Source organism: Streptomyces sp. NPDC033180 (genome assembly GCF_055577645.1).
Genome location: NZ_JBVIPU010000024.1, coordinates 52,551 through 67,383, shown reverse-complemented (window position 1 = coordinate 67,383; position 14,833 = coordinate 52,551). Strand labels below are relative to the sequence as shown.

Below are 14,833 nucleotides of genomic sequence, written 5' to 3'. Positions count from 1 at the left end.
CGAACTCAGCGAGGCGAAGCCAGCGGACGGCGCCGCACGGGTCAGCCCGTCCGGCGCTTGAGGACGAACTCGGCGAAGCCGGTGATGCCCGCCGCACGAAGGATTCCAGCCCATCCAGCACCTGACGACGAACTCGGCGAAACCGGTGACCCACGCCGCACGAAGCACTCCAACCCGTCCGTCGCTTGAGGACGAACTCAGCGAGGCGAAGCCAGCGGACGGCGCCGCACGGGTCAGCCCGTCCGGCGTTTGAGGACGAACTCGGCGAAGCCGGTGATGCCCGCCGCACAAAGCATTCCAGCCCGTCCGGCGTTTGAGGACGAACTCGGCGGAGCCGGTGATCCACGCCGGTCAAGGCCAGGCGGCCCGCCTACCTCGTTCCCGGCTCCCCGAAGAGTTCCACCGCTCCCCGGACCGCCGCGAGGCCCGAGGCCAGCGCGCTGACGGAGCCGATCGCCCCCGCGACGAGCAGCAGCGACCGTCGCAGCCTCGGCACCTCCGGGGCGCCGCTCAGTGCCATCGCGGCCAGCGCCGCCAGCTCGTCCTCGGCGATGCCCCGGTCGGGGAACTCGACCGGATGCGCGGCGAGCTCACGGCGCAGTCGCGACACAGCCGTGCCCAACTCCGCGACTCGCGGATCCTCATCGCTGCCGGTCACTTGTCTCTGCCCCACGCTCCGCAACACAGCTCTCCCCCTCGCACGACGTCGTGCGCATGTTCTCGTGCAGATCTTGCCGACCCCGCACGACGCTGGTCGGACGCCAGGGGGCCGCGGGCCAGTAAACGCCACGGGAAGCGGGACGCGCCACTTTCTGGCCGGAAGACACAGCCTCGATCGCGGAAGGCGTCGCGGCCCGGCGGACAGGGTGCGGTATGCAGGAGCCATGACGAATCCGATGATCGCCGGACTCCTCCTCGCCGCGGGCGGCGGGCGACGCCTCGGCGGCCGGCCGAAGGCGCTCCTCGACCACCGGGGGCGGCCCCTCGTGGAGCACGCGGTGCGCGTCCTGCGCGAGGCCGGCTGCACGCGCGTCCACGTGGTGCTCGGCGCGGACGCCGATGTCGTACGCGAGAAGGCCTCGCTCCCCGGCTGCGTACTGATCGACAATCCCGAGTGGGCCCAGGGGATGGGTTCGTCGCTGCGGGCCGGGATCGCCTCCCTCCGCGGCAGCGACGCCGCCACCGAAGCCGCACTCGTCTCGCTCGTCGATCAGCCGGGCATCGGCCCGGACGCGGTGGCCCGCGTGTACGCCGCCTACCGCTCGCCCGCCACCCTCGCGGCCGCCGCGTACGAGGGTGAGCGCGGCCACCCGGTGCTCTTCGGCGCGGACCACTGGGCGGGTATCGCGGCGAGCGCGGTCGGTGATCGCGGGGCGCGCGCCTATCTGAAGGAACACAAGGGAGAAATCACACTCGTCGAGTGCGGGGACGTGGCCGAGGCGTACGACATCGACACGCCCGCCGACCTGATCCACCTTGAGTGACCGGCATGGCACTCAGCGACACGTTCTGTCGATGAAGAGAATCTCGACGTCAACAGACGATTGAACTTCCACTATGAGGAAACTAGTATCCACTGTTCAGAAGCACCCGTTCCCTCAAGTGGGGCCCACAGCCGTATCTCGGCTCCTGTGGCACTGAGTGTCACTGCGAATGCCCGGCGGCCGCCGGAGCGCCACTTGTGAAGCTCGCTGAAGGAAGTGACAGCTCATGTCCGCACCAGCGCAGTCCCCGCTGGCCATCGTCGACGCGGAGCCTCTGCCGCGGCAGGAGGAGGTCCTCACCGACGCGGCCCTCGCCTTTGTGGCCGAGCTGCACCGGCTCTTCACGCCCCGCCGTGACGAGCTCCTCACCCGCCGCTCCGAGCGCCGCGCCGAGATCGCAAGCACCTCCACGCTCGACTTCCTTCCCGAGACCGCGGCGATCCGCGCGGACGACTCCTGGAAGGTGGCCCCGGCCCCGGCGGCCCTGAACGACCGCCGCGTGGAGATCACCGGTCCGACCGACCGCAAGATGACCATCAACGCCCTGAACTCGGGCGCCAAGGTCTGGCTCGCGGACTTCGAGGACGCCTCGGCGCCCACCTGGGAGAACGTGGTCCTCGGCCAGCTCAACCTCGCCGACGCCTACGAGCGCCGCATCGACTTCACTGACGACCGCAGCGGCAAGTCGTACTCCCTCAAGGACGCCGACGAGCTCGCCACCGTCGTCATGCGCCCCCGCGGCTGGCACCTGGACGAGCGCCACCTGCAGTTCGAGGGCCGCCCGGTGCCCGGCGCGCTCGTCGACTTCGGCCTGTACTTCTTCCACAACGCCAAGCGCCTCATCGAGCTCGGCAAGGGCCCGTACTTCTATCTCCCGAAGACGGAGTCGTACCTGGAGGCCCGCCTCTGGAACGACATCTTCGTCTTCGCGCAGGACTACGTCGGCGTCCCGCAGGGCACCGTCCGCGCCACGGTCCTCATCGAGACGATCACGGCCGCGTACGAGATGGAGGAGATCCTCTACGAGCTCCGCGACCACGCGTCCGGCCTGAACGCGGGCCGCTGGGACTACCTCTTCTCCATCGTCAAGAACTTCCGTGACGGCGGCTCGAAGTTCGTCCTGCCGGACCGCAACCTCGTGACGATGACGGCCCCCTTCATGCGGGCGTACACCGAACTCCTCGTCCGCACCTGCCACAAGCGCGGCGCGCACGCGATCGGCGGCATGGCCGCCTTCATCCCGTCCCGCAAGGACGCCGAGGTCAACAAGGTCGCGTTCGAGAAGGTCAAGAACGACAAGGACCGCGAAGCCGGCGACGGCTTCGACGGCTCCTGGGTCGCGCACCCGGACCTGGTCCCGATCGCGATGAAGTCGTTCGACGCGGTCCTCGGAGAGAAGCCCAACCAGAAGGACCGCCTGCGCGAGGACGTCCAGGTCGCTCCCGCGGACCTGATCGCTATCGACTCCCTCGACGCGAAGCCCACCTACGACGGCCTGGTCAACGCCGTCCAGGTCGGCATCCGTTACATCGAGGCCTGGCTGCGCGGCCTCGGTGCCGTCGCCATCTTCAACCTCATGGAGGACGCGGCCACCGCCGAGATCTCGCGCTCGCAGATCTGGCAGTGGATCAACGCGGGCGTCGTCTTCGAGAACGGCCGGACGGCGACCGCCGACCTGGCCCGTGAGGTCGCCGCCGCCGAACTGGACGCGATCCGCGCCGAGATCGGCGAGGAGGCGTTCGCCGCCGGCAAGTGGCAGCAGGCCCACGATCTCCTCCTCCAGGTCTCCCTGGACGCGGACTACGCGGACTTCCTCACGCTCCCGGCGTACGAGCAGCTGCGCTGATTTTCCCGCGGAGTTCACGACTTGGCCCCCGGCACCGCACAGCGCCGGGGGCCAAGTCGTGGCCCCGTAAGGGGCACGGGGAGCTGCGCGCTCAGCCACAAACTGTCCGCACCTAGCCGAGATGCGAGGACCAGTCCTGTTCCGCAGCAGGCTTCCCGTGCAGATCGGGAACCCGCTTGAGCCAGGCGGGGCGGCCCTTCTCGGTAGCGGCAGCGCGCCGGGCGTCGGCGGCGGCGAGCTCGCCCCGGCTGGGGAAGTCCCTGGGCAGCCAGGCCGTCGAGACACGCGCGCGGGCCAGCAGAAAGCCGACGTACGCCTCCCGCACCTCGGCGGGTGACGAGAAGCCCGGCTCATCCGCGAGCCACGCGTCAGGAACGAGCCCCACGATCTGGCGCAGCACGTCCTCCGTGACCAGAGGCACCAGCTCCGCAGCGGCGGCGGCCGTGTCAGGCCCGTACCCGCCCAGCGCGTGATGGCGGAAGTCGTAGACCTTGTCGGGTGCGGACGCGCCCCAGCGGTGGTGGAAGACCAGGGCCGCGCCGTGGTCGATGAGCCACAGGTGCGGCTCGTGAATCCCGAACGTGGGCCAGATCATCAGGTTCGAGCTGTGCACCGTGCGGTCGACGTTCGCGGTGAGGGCGTCGAGCCACACCACCTTGCCCGCCTCCAGCGGGTCCACGTCCAGGGCCTCGGGGGTGAAGTCCACAGCGCCCGGCAGGAGGTCCATGCCCAGGTTGAGTCCTGCGCTGGCGTCCAGCAGGTCCCGCACCTCCTGATGCGGCTCGTCGGCCGCCACCGCCGGGTCGAAGTGGACCAGGACGAGCTCGGGGAAGCGCAGGCCGAGGTGGCGGGCCAGCTCACCGACGATGATCTCGGCGACCAGCGCCTTGCGACCCTGCGCCGAACCGGTGAACTTCACGACGTACGTCCCGAGGTCGTCCGCCTCGACGACTCCCGGAACCGAGCCGCCGGAGTGCAGCGGTGCGACGTACCGAGTCGCGGCGACCTCTCTCAGCATCTTCCAAGCCCCCACAGGTCGTTCACCTGGCATTTCGACATCTGGGGAGTTTCGACCGGCGGCATGAAGCGAGCATAGTAGCCAGGCGTGACAGCCGGTGAAGCGGAGGCGCGGCCCTTCCTGTCCGGGGCCGTGCCGATCACCCTCCGGTCTCCCCCACGGGCAGGTCGGCCAGGGCTTCGCGCTCCTGGTCGGTGCGCGGGTCCGAGTGACCAGGCCGGCGCGGCTCGGGGCGCGCGCCACCCGCTGGGAGATGGCCCCCGTGGTCAGCAGAGGACTCGACAGGGGGAACCGCGGCCGGTGTGATGGCCGCCCGTCAAATGCCTCAACCCGTTCAATGTCCCAACCCGTCAACTGACCGCCTGGCAGGCTCGCGTGAGCCTGTTGGGCGGCGCGAGCGCCTGTTGGACTCAGGACGCGCGCAACGCCTTCGCGAGCACTCCCTCGCCCGTGAGGTCGACGCGGCCCGTCCGCACTCCCTCCCCCACCGTCAGGATGCCCCGGCTCACCGCCACGCACGTCTCGGCGTCCAGGACGAGTCGGGCGTCCGGTTCCGCGGGCGCCGGGCCGTCGCCGTACGACTCCGCCCCGTCCCCGAGAACGACGTGGAACTCCCCCTCGTCCAGGCGGACTTCCAAGACCCCCTCCTCCCGCAGCCCCGTAAGGGCCCGCAGCAGCGGCAGCGCGAACCAGTGGGCGCGGACCGCGTCCGTCGGCGCGCGCTCCTGGAGGGCGGGCGTGCCCCAGGTGGCCAGCGCCTGGAGGACCGGCAGCAACTCACGGCCCCTCTCGGTCAGTTCATAGACGTACGCGGCCGATGGCGGGGGCAGGCGGCGGCGCGTCGTCAGGGCCTCGCGCTCCATGTCCTTGAGCCGGGACGCCAGGACGTCCGTGCTCACGCCCGGCAGATCGGCGTGCAGATCGGTGTAGCGGCGCGGGCCGACCAGGAGCTCACGGACGATCAGCAGGGTCCAGCGGTCACCGACGGCGTCGAGGGCGCGGGCGGCGGCGCAGTACTGGTCATAGCTTCGGCGGGACCTGGCGGCGGGTGGCATGCGACTCAGTCTATGCAAGTTGTTGGACTTTCCAAGCTCCAGCTTGGTAAAACCAAGTAACTCACGTCACGGGAGGCACAGCGCATGGAGTTCCGGCAGTCCAGCAAGCTCAGCGAGGTCTGTTACGAGATCCGGGGCCCGGTCATCGAGCACGCCAACGCCCTGGAGGAGGCGGGCCACAGCGTCCTGCGCCTGAACACCGGCAACCCCGCGCTCTTCGGCTTCGAGGCGCCCGAGGAGATCGTCCAGGACATGATCCGGATGCTCCCCCAGGCGCACGGCTACACGGACTCGCGCGGCATTCTCTCGGCTCGCCGCGCCGTCGCCCAGCGCTACCAGGCCCTGGGGCTCGACGAGGTCTCCGTGGACGACGTCTTCCTCGGCAACGGCGTCTCCGAGCTGGTCACCATGGCCGTGCAGGCCCTCCTGGAGGACGGCGACGAAGTCCTCATCCCCGCCCCGGACTTCCCGCTGTGGACCGCGGTGACGACCCTCTCCGGGGGCAGGGCCGTCCACTACACGTGCGACGAGTCCGCGGACTGGTACCCCGACCTGGACGACATGGCGTCGAAGATCACCGACCGCACGAAGGCCGTCGTGATCATCAACCCGAACAACCCCACGGGCGCGGTGTACCCGAAGGAGATCCTGGAAGGCATCCTCGACCTCGCGCGCCGCCACGGCCTGATGGTCTTCGCCGACGAGATCTACGACCAGATCCTGTACGACGACGCCGTGCACCACAGCGTCGCCGCGCTCGCCCCGGACCTGGTGGTCCTGACCTTCTGCGGGCTCTCCAAGACCTACCGCGTGGCGGGCTTCCGTTCGGGCTGGCTGGTCGTCACCGGCCCGCAGCAGCACGCGAAGAGCTATCTGGAGGGGCTGACCATGCTCGCCTCCATGCGCCTGTGCCCGAACGCCCCCGCCCAGTACGCCATCCAGGCCGCCCTCGGCGGCCGCCAGTCCATCCGTGAACTCACCGTCCCCGGCGGGAGGCTGTACGAGCAGCGCGACATGGCGTGGCAGAAGCTGAACGAGATCCCCGGCGTCTCGTGCGTGAAGCCCAAGGGCGCCCTCTACGCCTTCGCGCGCCTCGACCCCAAGGTCCACCCCATCCACGACGACGAGAAGTTCGTCCTCGACCTGCTGCTCCAGGAGAAGATCCAGGTCGTGCAGGGCACGGGCTTCAACTGGCCGCGCCCCGACCACTTCCGCATCCTGACTCTCCCCTACGCTGACGACCTCGACGCGGCGATCAGCCGCATCGGCCGCTTCCTCAGCGGATACCGCCAGTGACGTGCCTGCGGATGACGCTCGGCCCGTCCGGGATCGACGCCCGGACGCGGACGGCGGGCATGGCACTTTCGGACTTCGAACCGTCCTTCGCGGGACGCGGAGTGTCTCTGCGCTGACAGAGGGTCATTCTTGCTGCCAGGATGGCGCGATGATGCGTGGAGGCAGGGTCGCCATCGTGGGTGGAAGCATCGCCGGATGCGCCGCCGCACTCGCCGCGTACCGCGGTGGCGCCGATGAGATCACGGTGTACGAGCGGGCCGCGGGCCATCTGGCGGACCGCGGCGTCGGGCTCGCGGTGCACAACTCCCGTTACGCGGAGCTGGATTCCGCCGGATATCTGGACGCGGACATGCCGTGGGTGCAGTTGGTGCGGCGCCGCTGGTATGTACGGGACGGATCGGCCGCGGGGCCGCTCGGGCACGAGATCGGGACGATGGCGTTCCCCTTCCGTACGTACAACTGGGGTCCTCTGTGGCGCGAGTTGCGCGGCCGCGTGCCCGATTCCGTGGGCTTTCGCTCGGGCGTGGCGGTGGACGAAGTGCGTCCGGGCGCGGCAGAGGATGCGGAGGACGCCGAGGTCATCACCGCCGACGGCACCGAACGCTTCGACCTGGTGGTCGGCGCCGACGGCTACCGCTCCGTGGTCCGTACGGCGGCATTCGGCGCCGTACGTCCCGCATACGCCGGTTACCTCGCCTGGCGCGGCGCCTTCCCGGTAGACAGGTTGCCGGACCCGGAGCTGTGGGCTCAGGAGGACTGCGCGTACGTCGTCTTCCCCGGCGGCCACGTGATCCTGTACCGCATTCCCGACCACGGAGTGGGCGGGCACCGCGTCAACTGGGTGCTGTACACGGCGCCGCCGCCCGACCTCGACCTGGGACTCGGCCTCGACCTGAAGCTGACCGCCCCCACTAGCCTGCCGCCCGGCGGGCTCACGGAGGACCTCTCCTCTCATCTCACCTATGTGTGCGACGAGTTGCTGCCTCCCTACTGGGGCGATCTCGTCCGCAGGACCGCTCCCGACGAGCTCTTCCTCCAGCCGATGTACGACTTCACGGCGCCTCGCTACACCGCGGGCCGTCTGCTCCTCGTGGGCGACGCCGCCACCGTCGCCCGGCCGCACACCGGGGCCGGCGCGGTCAAGGCGCTGCAGGACGCGACGGTCCTGGAGTCCGCCTTCGCCACGGCCACGACCTGGCCGGACGCGCTCGACACGTACGACACCGACCGCACGCTCTCCGGCGCCGCGATGGTCGATCTCGGGCGGCGCCTCGGCCGTGCGCTCGTCGAGGAGACGCCGCCGTGGCGGTCCATGGACCAGACGGCGCTCGAGACGTGGTGGAAGCAGGCCGACGGGGGCGGGGCGTTCGGGGGCCGCGAGCTGAGGCGGTAGATCGAGTCCCTGGGCCGAAAGGGCGAGGGCGAAGGGGTGAGAGGACGAAGGGTCCTACCCACCCGCCGGTTTGGGTATGCACGTCAAGATCAATAAGATCCGGCGATGATCACAAGACAACGGTCGGCGGCCGGGGCCTTCGCCCTGCTCGCCGCCTTGACCGCCGGGCTCGCCGCGGCGGGCCCCGCCGGCGCCGCATCCGCCGATGACGACCTACCGGCACAGCCCTCGCCCAAGGTCGAGCTGGTCCTCGACGTCAGCGGTTCGATGCGGGCCCGCGACATCGACGGCAAGTCCCGGATGTCGGCGGCGAAGCAGGCGTTCAACGAGGTTCTCGACGCCACACCGGACGAAGTCCAGCTCGGCATACGCACGTTGGGCGCCAACTACCGCGGCGACGACCGCAAGACGGGCTGCAAGGACACCGAGCTCCTCTACCCGGTCGCGGAGCTCGACCGCACGGGGCGCACCGACGCGAAGGCCGCGGTGGCCACGCTCGCGCCCACCGGCTGGACGCCGATCGGCCCCACGCTCCTGAAGGCCGCCGACGACCTCAAGGACGACAACACCGAGCGCAGCCGCCGGATCGTCCTCATCTCCGACGGCGAGGACACCTGCCAGCCGCTCGATCCGTGCGAGGTGGCCCGCAAGATCTCCGCCGAGGGCATCCACCTCACGGTCGACACGCTCGGCCTGGTTCCGGACGCCAGGACCCGCGACCAGCTGAGCTGCATCGCGGAAGCCACCGGCGGTACGTACACATCCGTGCGGCACACCGATGAACTCTCCGGCCGCGTCAAGCAGTTGGTGGACCGCGCGGCGGACCCCGTCGCCACCCCGGTCGCCACCGAGGGCGCCGCCCAGTGCACCGACGCCCCGCAGCTGAAGGCGGGCGTCTACACCGACCGCGAGAAGTTCGGCGAGCACCGCTGGTACCGCGTCGCCGTCGAGCCCGGCCAGGAGCTGCGCGCTTCCGTCAGTGTCGGCGCCGACCGCGCGGTGAACCAGGACTACGGCGTGCTGCTGCGGGCCTCGACCGTGCACGGTCGCGAGATCGTGCGGGGCTCCGAGGCGGGCGACGGGCGTACGGACGTGCTCTCGACCGGCCTGCGCTATCCCAGGCCGGAGGAGGACGGGGACGACGAGGGGACCGACGGAAAGAGCGGTCCCGCCGCCGAGACCGTGTGTCTCCAGGTCAGCAACTCCTTCTCGGCGCCCTCATCGGTCAAGACGACCCCGGGCCTGCCCGTCGAGCTCGCCGTCGATCTGGTGGACGCCCCCGACGAGGCGTCGGACGTGGCGTCCTTCGGCCTGGGCAACGGCTGGTGGCTGCTCGGCGTGCTGATCCTCACCGGCTTCCTGGCCGGTCTGGTCTGGGGCTGGGTCTCGCGCTGGCGCTTCGCGGTCTGGAGGACCAACTGATGCATGCGACACGTGTGGTGAGCAGGGCCGGCCTGTTGGCCGGTGCCGCGCTGCTCGCCCTGGCCGGGACGGCCGGAGCGGCGTTCGCCGAGGGAACCGACGACGGCGACGAGCCCACCGAGGCCGGCACGTCCTTCCGCACGGCGACGGCGATCCAGCTTGATCAGGAGGCGACGGCGGAGGCTTCCACCGGCGACTACCTGTACTGGTCGTTCCCCGCGGACATCGGGCAGCGCCCCACCGTGCACGCCACGGTGAAGCTGCCCGAGGCCGCCGCCAGGCACGGCGACTCCACCTGGCGGGTCGATGTGTACGACGGACTGCGGCGCCACCAGGCGTGCCGGTACGGCGCGCAGACCAGGACCGCGGCGCAGGACGCCGCCACGGTCGAGCTGTCCTGCACGCTGCGCACCGTGCGCGGCTGGTCCGAGCCGTGGGCCAACGACCCGCTGCCCGGCACGTACTACGCGCGCCTGACGGTCACCGGCCTCAAGGCCGACGACCTGGGCCTGCCGATGCGGGCCGCGACGAAGGTGACGTCGAGCGACGCGGGCGGTGCGCAGGCGGTGGACGGCGCGCTGGCGGAGCCGCTGGTGCCGGGGGCGGGCACGAGGATGGCGGCGGCCTCCAGTGAGCCGGAGGACGGCTGGGCCTCGGGGTGGTGGTCGTCCCGCTGGCTGTGGACCGCGGGCGGCGGCGTGCTCGGCGCGCTCGCGGGCATCGGGGGCTACCGCCTGACGCGCGGCTCGGGCCGCCCGGCGCGCGTACCTGCGGGGATCTAGTCTCGGTGGTGGTCGGACCGGGCCATTCGCCGGTCCGGTCCGGCCACCACCGACACAGCCGTCGACAGACGCTGCGGATCCATCGACAGACAGGAAGTTCCGCACCATGGGTGACCTGCTCCTCGTCCGGCACGGCGAGACCGAGTGGTCGATGAACGGCCGGCACACCAGTTGGACGGACATCCCGCTCACCGAGAACGGCAGGGAACAGGCGCGGGGGCTCGCGGGTCTGGTGGGACGGTTCCGGATCGGGGCGGCGTTCACGAGCCCCCGGCAGCGGGCCAGGGACACGGCGGAGTTGGCGGGGTTCCCGGACGCCCGGGTGGACCCCGACCTGAGCGAGTGGGACTACGGGGCGTACGAGGGGGTCACGACAGTGGAGATCCACCGCACGCGCCCCGACTGGTATCTGTTCACGGACGGCGTGGCCCCGGGCCCCGCGGAGCACCCCGGTGAGAGCCCGGAGGAGGTCGGCGAGCGGGCCGACCGGATGCTGGCCAGGGTCGATGCGGCGCTCGCCAACTACGAAAGCAGCGTGGTCCTCTTCGCGCACTCCCACTTCCTGCGGGTGCTGACGGCCCGGCGGCTCGGACTGCCGGTGTCGGGCGGGTCGTTGTTCCAGCTGGCGACGGGAACGGTCTGCCGCCTCAGCACGGAGCACGGCCGCCCGGTGGTGGCGAGCTGGAACATTCGTCCGTAAAACCAGGCACACTCTGTCCCATATAGCACTCTCACCACCAAGAAGGATCGCGAATGATCACGCTCAAGAAGGAAGACGGACCTGCGGATCTGGGCGGCGTGACCCGTCTGTCCATAGGGGTGTCCTGGGACCCCACGGTCGGCAGCAGCGGTGGCCTGATGGGCAAGCTCCGCCAGAAGGCCGGCACCGACCTCGACCTGATCGCCATCGCGATGGCCGGGGCGGACCCGGTGCGCCTCGCGGGCCTCGACTCGCTCGACCCGCTGGGCAACGGCTCGCTGGTGCACAGCGGCGACAACCAGACCGGCAAGGGCGACGGCGACGACGAGACGGTGACCGTCGAGTTCGACCGCGTGCCGGACAACATCACGTCCATCGTGTTCGTCGCCGCCGCGTACAAGAAGCGCAGCGCCTTCCAGAACGCGCGCAACATCAGCTTCAAGGTGTACGACGCCACGGGCGGCAGCACCCAGCAGGTCGCCGACATCTGGCCGAGCCTGCTCACGAACGACAACGGCTGCGCCGTGGCCAAGGCGATCCGGGAGGGCGGGAGCTGGAAGCTCCAGGTCATCAACGAGACCGGGAAGATCAAGCAGGGCGACGAGCAGGCCCTGATGCGCTTCGCGATGAGCAAGTAGCCGACGGAGGTCCGGGCCGGCCGGTCCCCGGCCGGCCCGGTTCGACACGCACCCCGAAGATCATCAAGACTTGCCGCCATGCGATACGGCGTGAACCTCCTCAACTTCGGCTCCGGCACCACCCCCGACTCCCTCGTCCGTCAGGCGACCGACGCCCGTGAACTCGGTTTCGGCTTCGCGATGATCTCCGACCACATAACGGTCACCCCCGACGTGCACGCGGTCTATCCGGCCCCGTTCTACGACCAGTTCGTGCTCGCCGCGCATCTCGCGGGCCGCGTCCCTGGGCTGCGGCTCGGCACGACGATCACCGTGATCCCCTACCGCCACCCCCTGCAGACCGCCCGCCTGGCCGCCAACATCGACCAGCTGAACGAAGCGGGCTTCATCCTCGGCGCGGGGGTCGGCTGGTCCCGCGCCGAGTACGAGGCGCTCGGCGTCCCCTTCGAGGAGCGCGGCGCCATCACGGACGAGTACCTCACCGCGATCCGTGCCGCGTGGAGCGAGGAGACAACCTCGTTCCGGGGCCGGTACGTCGCCTACGAGGACATCCGCAACGCCCCCGCCCCCGCGACCCACCTGCCCGTCTGGGTCGGCGGCAACTCCCCCGCGGCCCAGCGCCGCGCGGCCCGCCTCGGCGAGGGCTGGCACCCGTTCATGCCGACGCTCGAAGTGCTGCGGGCGGCGCTGCCCCGGATCGCGGCTCAGGCCGAGGCCGCCGGGCGCCCCGCGCCGGACCTGGTGCCCCGCCTCCAGCTCAAGCTCACCGCCCAGCCGGACACGGAGGACCGCCCCCTGGGGCACGGCGGCGTCGACCAGCTCCGCGCCGACCTGGAGGCCCTTGCCGAGCTCGGCGCCACGGACGTGCTGCTCGACACCTACCCCGGCACGCCCGGCGAGCGGGGCACCGCCGACGACGACCGGCGCACGCTCGAACTCGTCGCCGAGAAGGTGGTCGATCCCGCCACGGGAACGGTTCGCTGAGTCGGCGGACCGCGGAAAGCTGACGTCCCGCGGCCGTGGTCAGTGGCACAAGGCACTATCGGAACCAGGCAGCAGGACCTGGGGAAGACAGGACCTGGGGAAGAGGTGGGCCATGACGAAGCCTCCGACGGCCGCTCAGCGGCGGATCATCGAGGCCGCGGACCCGGCGACGGGCCGTCTTACCGGGAGCGAGGCACAGCTGGCGGGACTCGTGCGCCACCGCCTCGCCTTCCGGCACCCCCGCCCGCCGCACGCCTGTTTCCTGACGCCCGCGGGCCATCGCATACGGGAGGGCACGATCACCCCTCCCGCCGCCGAGGCCTCCGCCTCTCCCCCGGCCGCCCCCGCCGCCTCCGGCCTCTTCGCCGCGCGCACCGGCGCCGAGGCGGCGCCACCGCCGGGCGCGGAGAGACCAAAGGCGCGCGCACGCGACGTACGCAGCGCCTGGGAAGGCCTGCTTGAGATGCGTCGCATGACCAATCCGGACGGCGCGCGGGACCGGCCCTGCGCCTGGGAGCGGACACACCTGGTGCAGGCCGCCGCGCTGGCCCTGGAGGCGGCGGGCTGCCCGCCCGGGCCCGACGGCTATCGGGTGGGCGGGACTCCGCAGCCCGAGGCCGTCGCCGTGCGCGAGGCGGCAGCGGACGGGCTGCGGGCGTGCGCCACGGCGCTGGAGGCCGCGGGCTGGCAGGTCAGCGAGCACACCGAGCGGCCTCGTGGCGCGCGCTATCTCCTCGCCTCGCCCCGAAGAAGCCAGGCGATCGAAGTGACCGTGAAGAACCGAAGTGACCGTGAGAACCGTTGAAGGGAATGTCGTGGCGGAGCCGTTTTCCGTGAGCATCAGCGTCCGTGGGTACGAGACGGACTCGCAGGGCCACCTGAACCAAGCCGTCTATCTGCAGTACGCCGAGCACGCCCGCTGGTCGGTGCTGCGCGCGGCGGGCATCGAGCAGGCCGATCTGCTCGCCAAGGGTGTCGGCCCCGTCGCCCTGGAGAACACCATCCGCTACTTCAGCGAACTGCGCGCGGGTGACGAGGTGGAGGTGACCTGTGCGTTCCTCTGGGGCGAGCGCAAGACCTTCCGCATCGAGCAGTCGATCCGCAAGAAGGACGGCACCACGGCCGCCGAGCTGCACTCCATCGGCGGCCTCCTGGACCTGAACGAACGGCAGATGGTCGCGGACCCGCGCGAGTACTTCAGGGCGCTGGCCGACGACCCGACCGTGATCGGCCTCTGACCGCCTCGGCCGGCCCCGCGGGAACTGGATTGGCGCGTGATCGTTCCTTCAGGTACCAAGCAGGAGCACGCCCGCTCACCCCAGGAGGCCCCGTGTCGGACCGCGACCCCCAAGCCGAAGCCGCCGCGGACATACGCGCGCGCATCGACACCAGCACGCCGCACTCCGCGCGCTTTTGGAACTACTTCGTGGGCGGCAAGGACAACTACGAGAAGGACCGCGAACTCGGCGACCACATCAAGGAGATCCACCCCGGCCTGGTCGACGTGGCACGCCTGAGCCGGCACTTCCTCGGCCGCGCGGTCCGGTATCTGGCGACGGAGCAGGGCATCCGCCAGTTCCTCGACATCGGCACGGGCCTGCCGACCGCCGACAACACGCACGAGGTCGCCCAGCGCGCGGCCCCGGACTCCCGGATCGTGTACGTGGACAACGACCCGCTCGTCCTCGCCCACGCCCGCGCGCTGCTCACCAGCACACCCGAGGGCGAGACCGCGTACATCGACGCCGACCTCCACGCCCCCGAGGCCATCCTGGAGTCCGCGAGCGCGACCCTGGACCTCTCGCGGCCGGTCGCCCTGATGATCCTCAACACCCTTGGCCACGTGGCCGATTACGCGCAGGCACGCGAGCTGGTCTCCCGGCTGATGGCGGGCCTGCCGTCCGGCAGCTATCTGGTGATCAGCGACAGCACCGCCACCAGCGAGGGCATGATCGCGGCATCGGACGCGTACAACAAGAGCGGCGCGATCCCCTACCACGTACGCGGCGTCGAGGAGATCGGCGGCTTCTTCGACGGCTTGGAGCTGGTGGACCCCGGCGTCTCCCAGGTCACCCAGTGGCGCCCGGACTCCGGCTCCGGCTCCGGCTCCGGCTCCGGCTCCGGCTCCGGGGAGTCGACGTCGGTCGACGCGTACGGCGCGGTGGCTCGCAAGCCGTAGCCCGCCCACGCCTTCACCCACACTCGCACGGAGCGA

Annotated in this window: 15 protein-coding genes; 12 read left to right on the top strand and 3 right to left on the bottom strand. The window is 70.9% G+C overall.

Features of this window, described 5'->3' with window-relative positions; all coding sequences use genetic code 11:
- Positions 1-370 precede the first annotated feature (370 nt).
- The gene (locus ACZ5WE_RS37140) at positions 371-685 is read right to left on the bottom strand and encodes a DUF5955 family protein (protein WP_467696224.1); all 315 of its coding nucleotides are present in this window, start codon (positions 683-685) and stop codon (positions 371-373) included.
- Between the two features lie 199 nt (positions 686-884).
- On the opposite strand from ACZ5WE_RS37140, the gene ACZ5WE_RS37135 reads away from it, so the two are divergent.
- Positions 885-1,484, top strand: coding sequence for a nucleotidyltransferase family protein (locus ACZ5WE_RS37135; RefSeq protein WP_467696223.1), 600 nt, complete (start codon positions 885-887; stop codon positions 1,482-1,484).
- A 226-nt stretch (positions 1,485-1,710) separates the two neighbouring features.
- Positions 1,711-3,330, top strand: a complete 1,620-nt coding sequence (aceB, locus tag ACZ5WE_RS37130; protein ID WP_467696222.1) for a malate synthase A — start codon at positions 1,711-1,713, stop codon at positions 3,328-3,330.
- Between the two features lie 112 nt (positions 3,331-3,442).
- Here the strand turns inward: aceB and ACZ5WE_RS37125 are convergent, their stop codons facing one another.
- Both ACZ5WE_RS37125 and ACZ5WE_RS37120 read right to left on the bottom strand, forming a co-directional pair.
- Positions 3,443-4,348, bottom strand: coding sequence for a HipA family kinase (locus tag ACZ5WE_RS37125; RefSeq protein ID WP_467696227.1), 906 nt, complete (start codon positions 4,346-4,348; stop codon positions 3,443-3,445).
- Between the two features lie 410 nt (positions 4,349-4,758).
- A complete protein-coding gene (locus ACZ5WE_RS37120; RefSeq protein ID WP_467696220.1) occupies positions 4,759-5,403 on the bottom strand; it encodes a winged helix-turn-helix transcriptional regulator in 645 nt (214 codons plus the stop codon).
- Between the two features lie 84 nt (positions 5,404-5,487).
- Between ACZ5WE_RS37120 and ACZ5WE_RS37115 the strand changes: the two genes are divergently transcribed.
- The 10 genes from ACZ5WE_RS37115 (at position 5,488) to ACZ5WE_RS37070 (ending at position 14,797) form a co-directional block, all read left to right on the top strand.
- Positions 5,488-6,699, top strand: a complete 1,212-nt coding sequence (locus ACZ5WE_RS37115) for a pyridoxal phosphate-dependent aminotransferase (protein ID WP_467696219.1) — start codon at positions 5,488-5,490, stop codon at positions 6,697-6,699.
- 151 nt (positions 6,700-6,850) lie between these two features.
- Positions 6,851-8,092 (top strand): FAD-dependent monooxygenase, encoded by a 1,242-nt coding sequence (locus ACZ5WE_RS37110; protein WP_467696226.1) that lies wholly within the window; start codon positions 6,851-6,853, stop codon positions 8,090-8,092.
- Positions 8,093-8,197: 105 nt separating this feature from the next.
- Complete coding sequence (locus ACZ5WE_RS37105; RefSeq protein WP_467696218.1) at positions 8,198-9,514, top strand: VWA domain-containing protein; 1,317 nt, start codon at positions 8,198-8,200, stop codon at positions 9,512-9,514.
- Entirely contained in the window at positions 9,514-10,296 is a 783-nt protein-coding gene (locus ACZ5WE_RS37100; protein WP_467696217.1) for a hypothetical protein, read from the top strand. Before ACZ5WE_RS37105 ends, ACZ5WE_RS37100 begins: the two co-directional genes overlap by 1 nt.
- 106 nt (positions 10,297-10,402) lie before the next feature.
- Entirely contained in the window at positions 10,403-10,996 is a 594-nt protein-coding gene (locus tag ACZ5WE_RS37095; RefSeq protein WP_467696215.1) for a histidine phosphatase family protein, read from the top strand.
- Between the two features lie 53 nt (positions 10,997-11,049).
- Positions 11,050-11,634 (top strand): TerD family protein, encoded by a 585-nt coding sequence (locus ACZ5WE_RS37090; RefSeq protein WP_467696214.1) that lies wholly within the window; start codon positions 11,050-11,052, stop codon positions 11,632-11,634.
- Between the two features lie 78 nt (positions 11,635-11,712).
- Positions 11,713-12,618: a TIGR03619 family F420-dependent LLM class oxidoreductase gene (locus tag ACZ5WE_RS37085; protein WP_467696213.1), complete on the top strand. Its 906-nt coding sequence runs from the start codon at positions 11,713-11,715 to the stop codon at positions 12,616-12,618.
- A gap of 112 nt (positions 12,619-12,730) precedes the next feature.
- A complete protein-coding gene (locus tag ACZ5WE_RS37080) occupies positions 12,731-13,423 on the top strand; it encodes a hypothetical protein (RefSeq protein WP_467696211.1) in 693 nt (230 codons plus the stop codon).
- A 10-nt stretch (positions 13,424-13,433) separates the two neighbouring features.
- On the top strand, positions 13,434-13,856 hold the full coding sequence (locus ACZ5WE_RS37075) for an acyl-CoA thioesterase (protein WP_467696210.1): 423 nt from the start codon (positions 13,434-13,436) through the stop codon (positions 13,854-13,856).
- 92 nt (positions 13,857-13,948) lie between these two features.
- Positions 13,949-14,797, top strand: a complete 849-nt coding sequence (locus ACZ5WE_RS37070) for an SAM-dependent methyltransferase (protein WP_467696209.1) — start codon at positions 13,949-13,951, stop codon at positions 14,795-14,797.
- Positions 14,798-14,833: the final 36 nt, after the last annotated feature.

Bases quoted from the DNA above. Each gene is read 5' to 3' on its own strand.
- ACZ5WE_RS37085 (WP_467696213.1), top strand. From the start codon at position 11,713: ATGCGATACGGCGTGAACCTCCTCAACTTCGGCTCCGGCACCACCCCC.
- aceB (WP_467696222.1), top strand. From the start codon at position 1,711: ATGTCCGCACCAGCGCAGTCCCCGCTGGCCATCGTCGACGCGGAGCCT.
- ACZ5WE_RS37105 (WP_467696218.1), top strand. From the start codon at position 8,198: ATGATCACAAGACAACGGTCGGCGGCCGGGGCCTTCGCCCTGCTCGCC.
- ACZ5WE_RS37090 (WP_467696214.1), top strand. From the start codon at position 11,050: ATGATCACGCTCAAGAAGGAAGACGGACCTGCGGATCTGGGCGGCGTG.
- ACZ5WE_RS37120 (WP_467696220.1), bottom strand. From the start codon at position 5,403: ATGCCACCCGCCGCCAGGTCCCGCCGAAGCTATGACCAGTACTGCGCC.
- ACZ5WE_RS37115 (WP_467696219.1), top strand. From the start codon at position 5,488: ATGGAGTTCCGGCAGTCCAGCAAGCTCAGCGAGGTCTGTTACGAGATC.
- ACZ5WE_RS37135 (WP_467696223.1), top strand. From the start codon at position 885: ATGACGAATCCGATGATCGCCGGACTCCTCCTCGCCGCGGGCGGCGGG.
- ACZ5WE_RS37080 (WP_467696211.1), top strand. From the start codon at position 12,731: ATGACGAAGCCTCCGACGGCCGCTCAGCGGCGGATCATCGAGGCCGCG.
- ACZ5WE_RS37125 (WP_467696227.1), bottom strand. From the start codon at position 4,348: ATGCTGAGAGAGGTCGCCGCGACTCGGTACGTCGCACCGCTGCACTCC.
- ACZ5WE_RS37100 (WP_467696217.1), top strand. From the start codon at position 9,514: ATGCATGCGACACGTGTGGTGAGCAGGGCCGGCCTGTTGGCCGGTGCC.
- ACZ5WE_RS37095 (WP_467696215.1), top strand. From the start codon at position 10,403: ATGGGTGACCTGCTCCTCGTCCGGCACGGCGAGACCGAGTGGTCGATG.
- ACZ5WE_RS37110 (WP_467696226.1), top strand. From the start codon at position 6,851: ATGCGTGGAGGCAGGGTCGCCATCGTGGGTGGAAGCATCGCCGGATGC.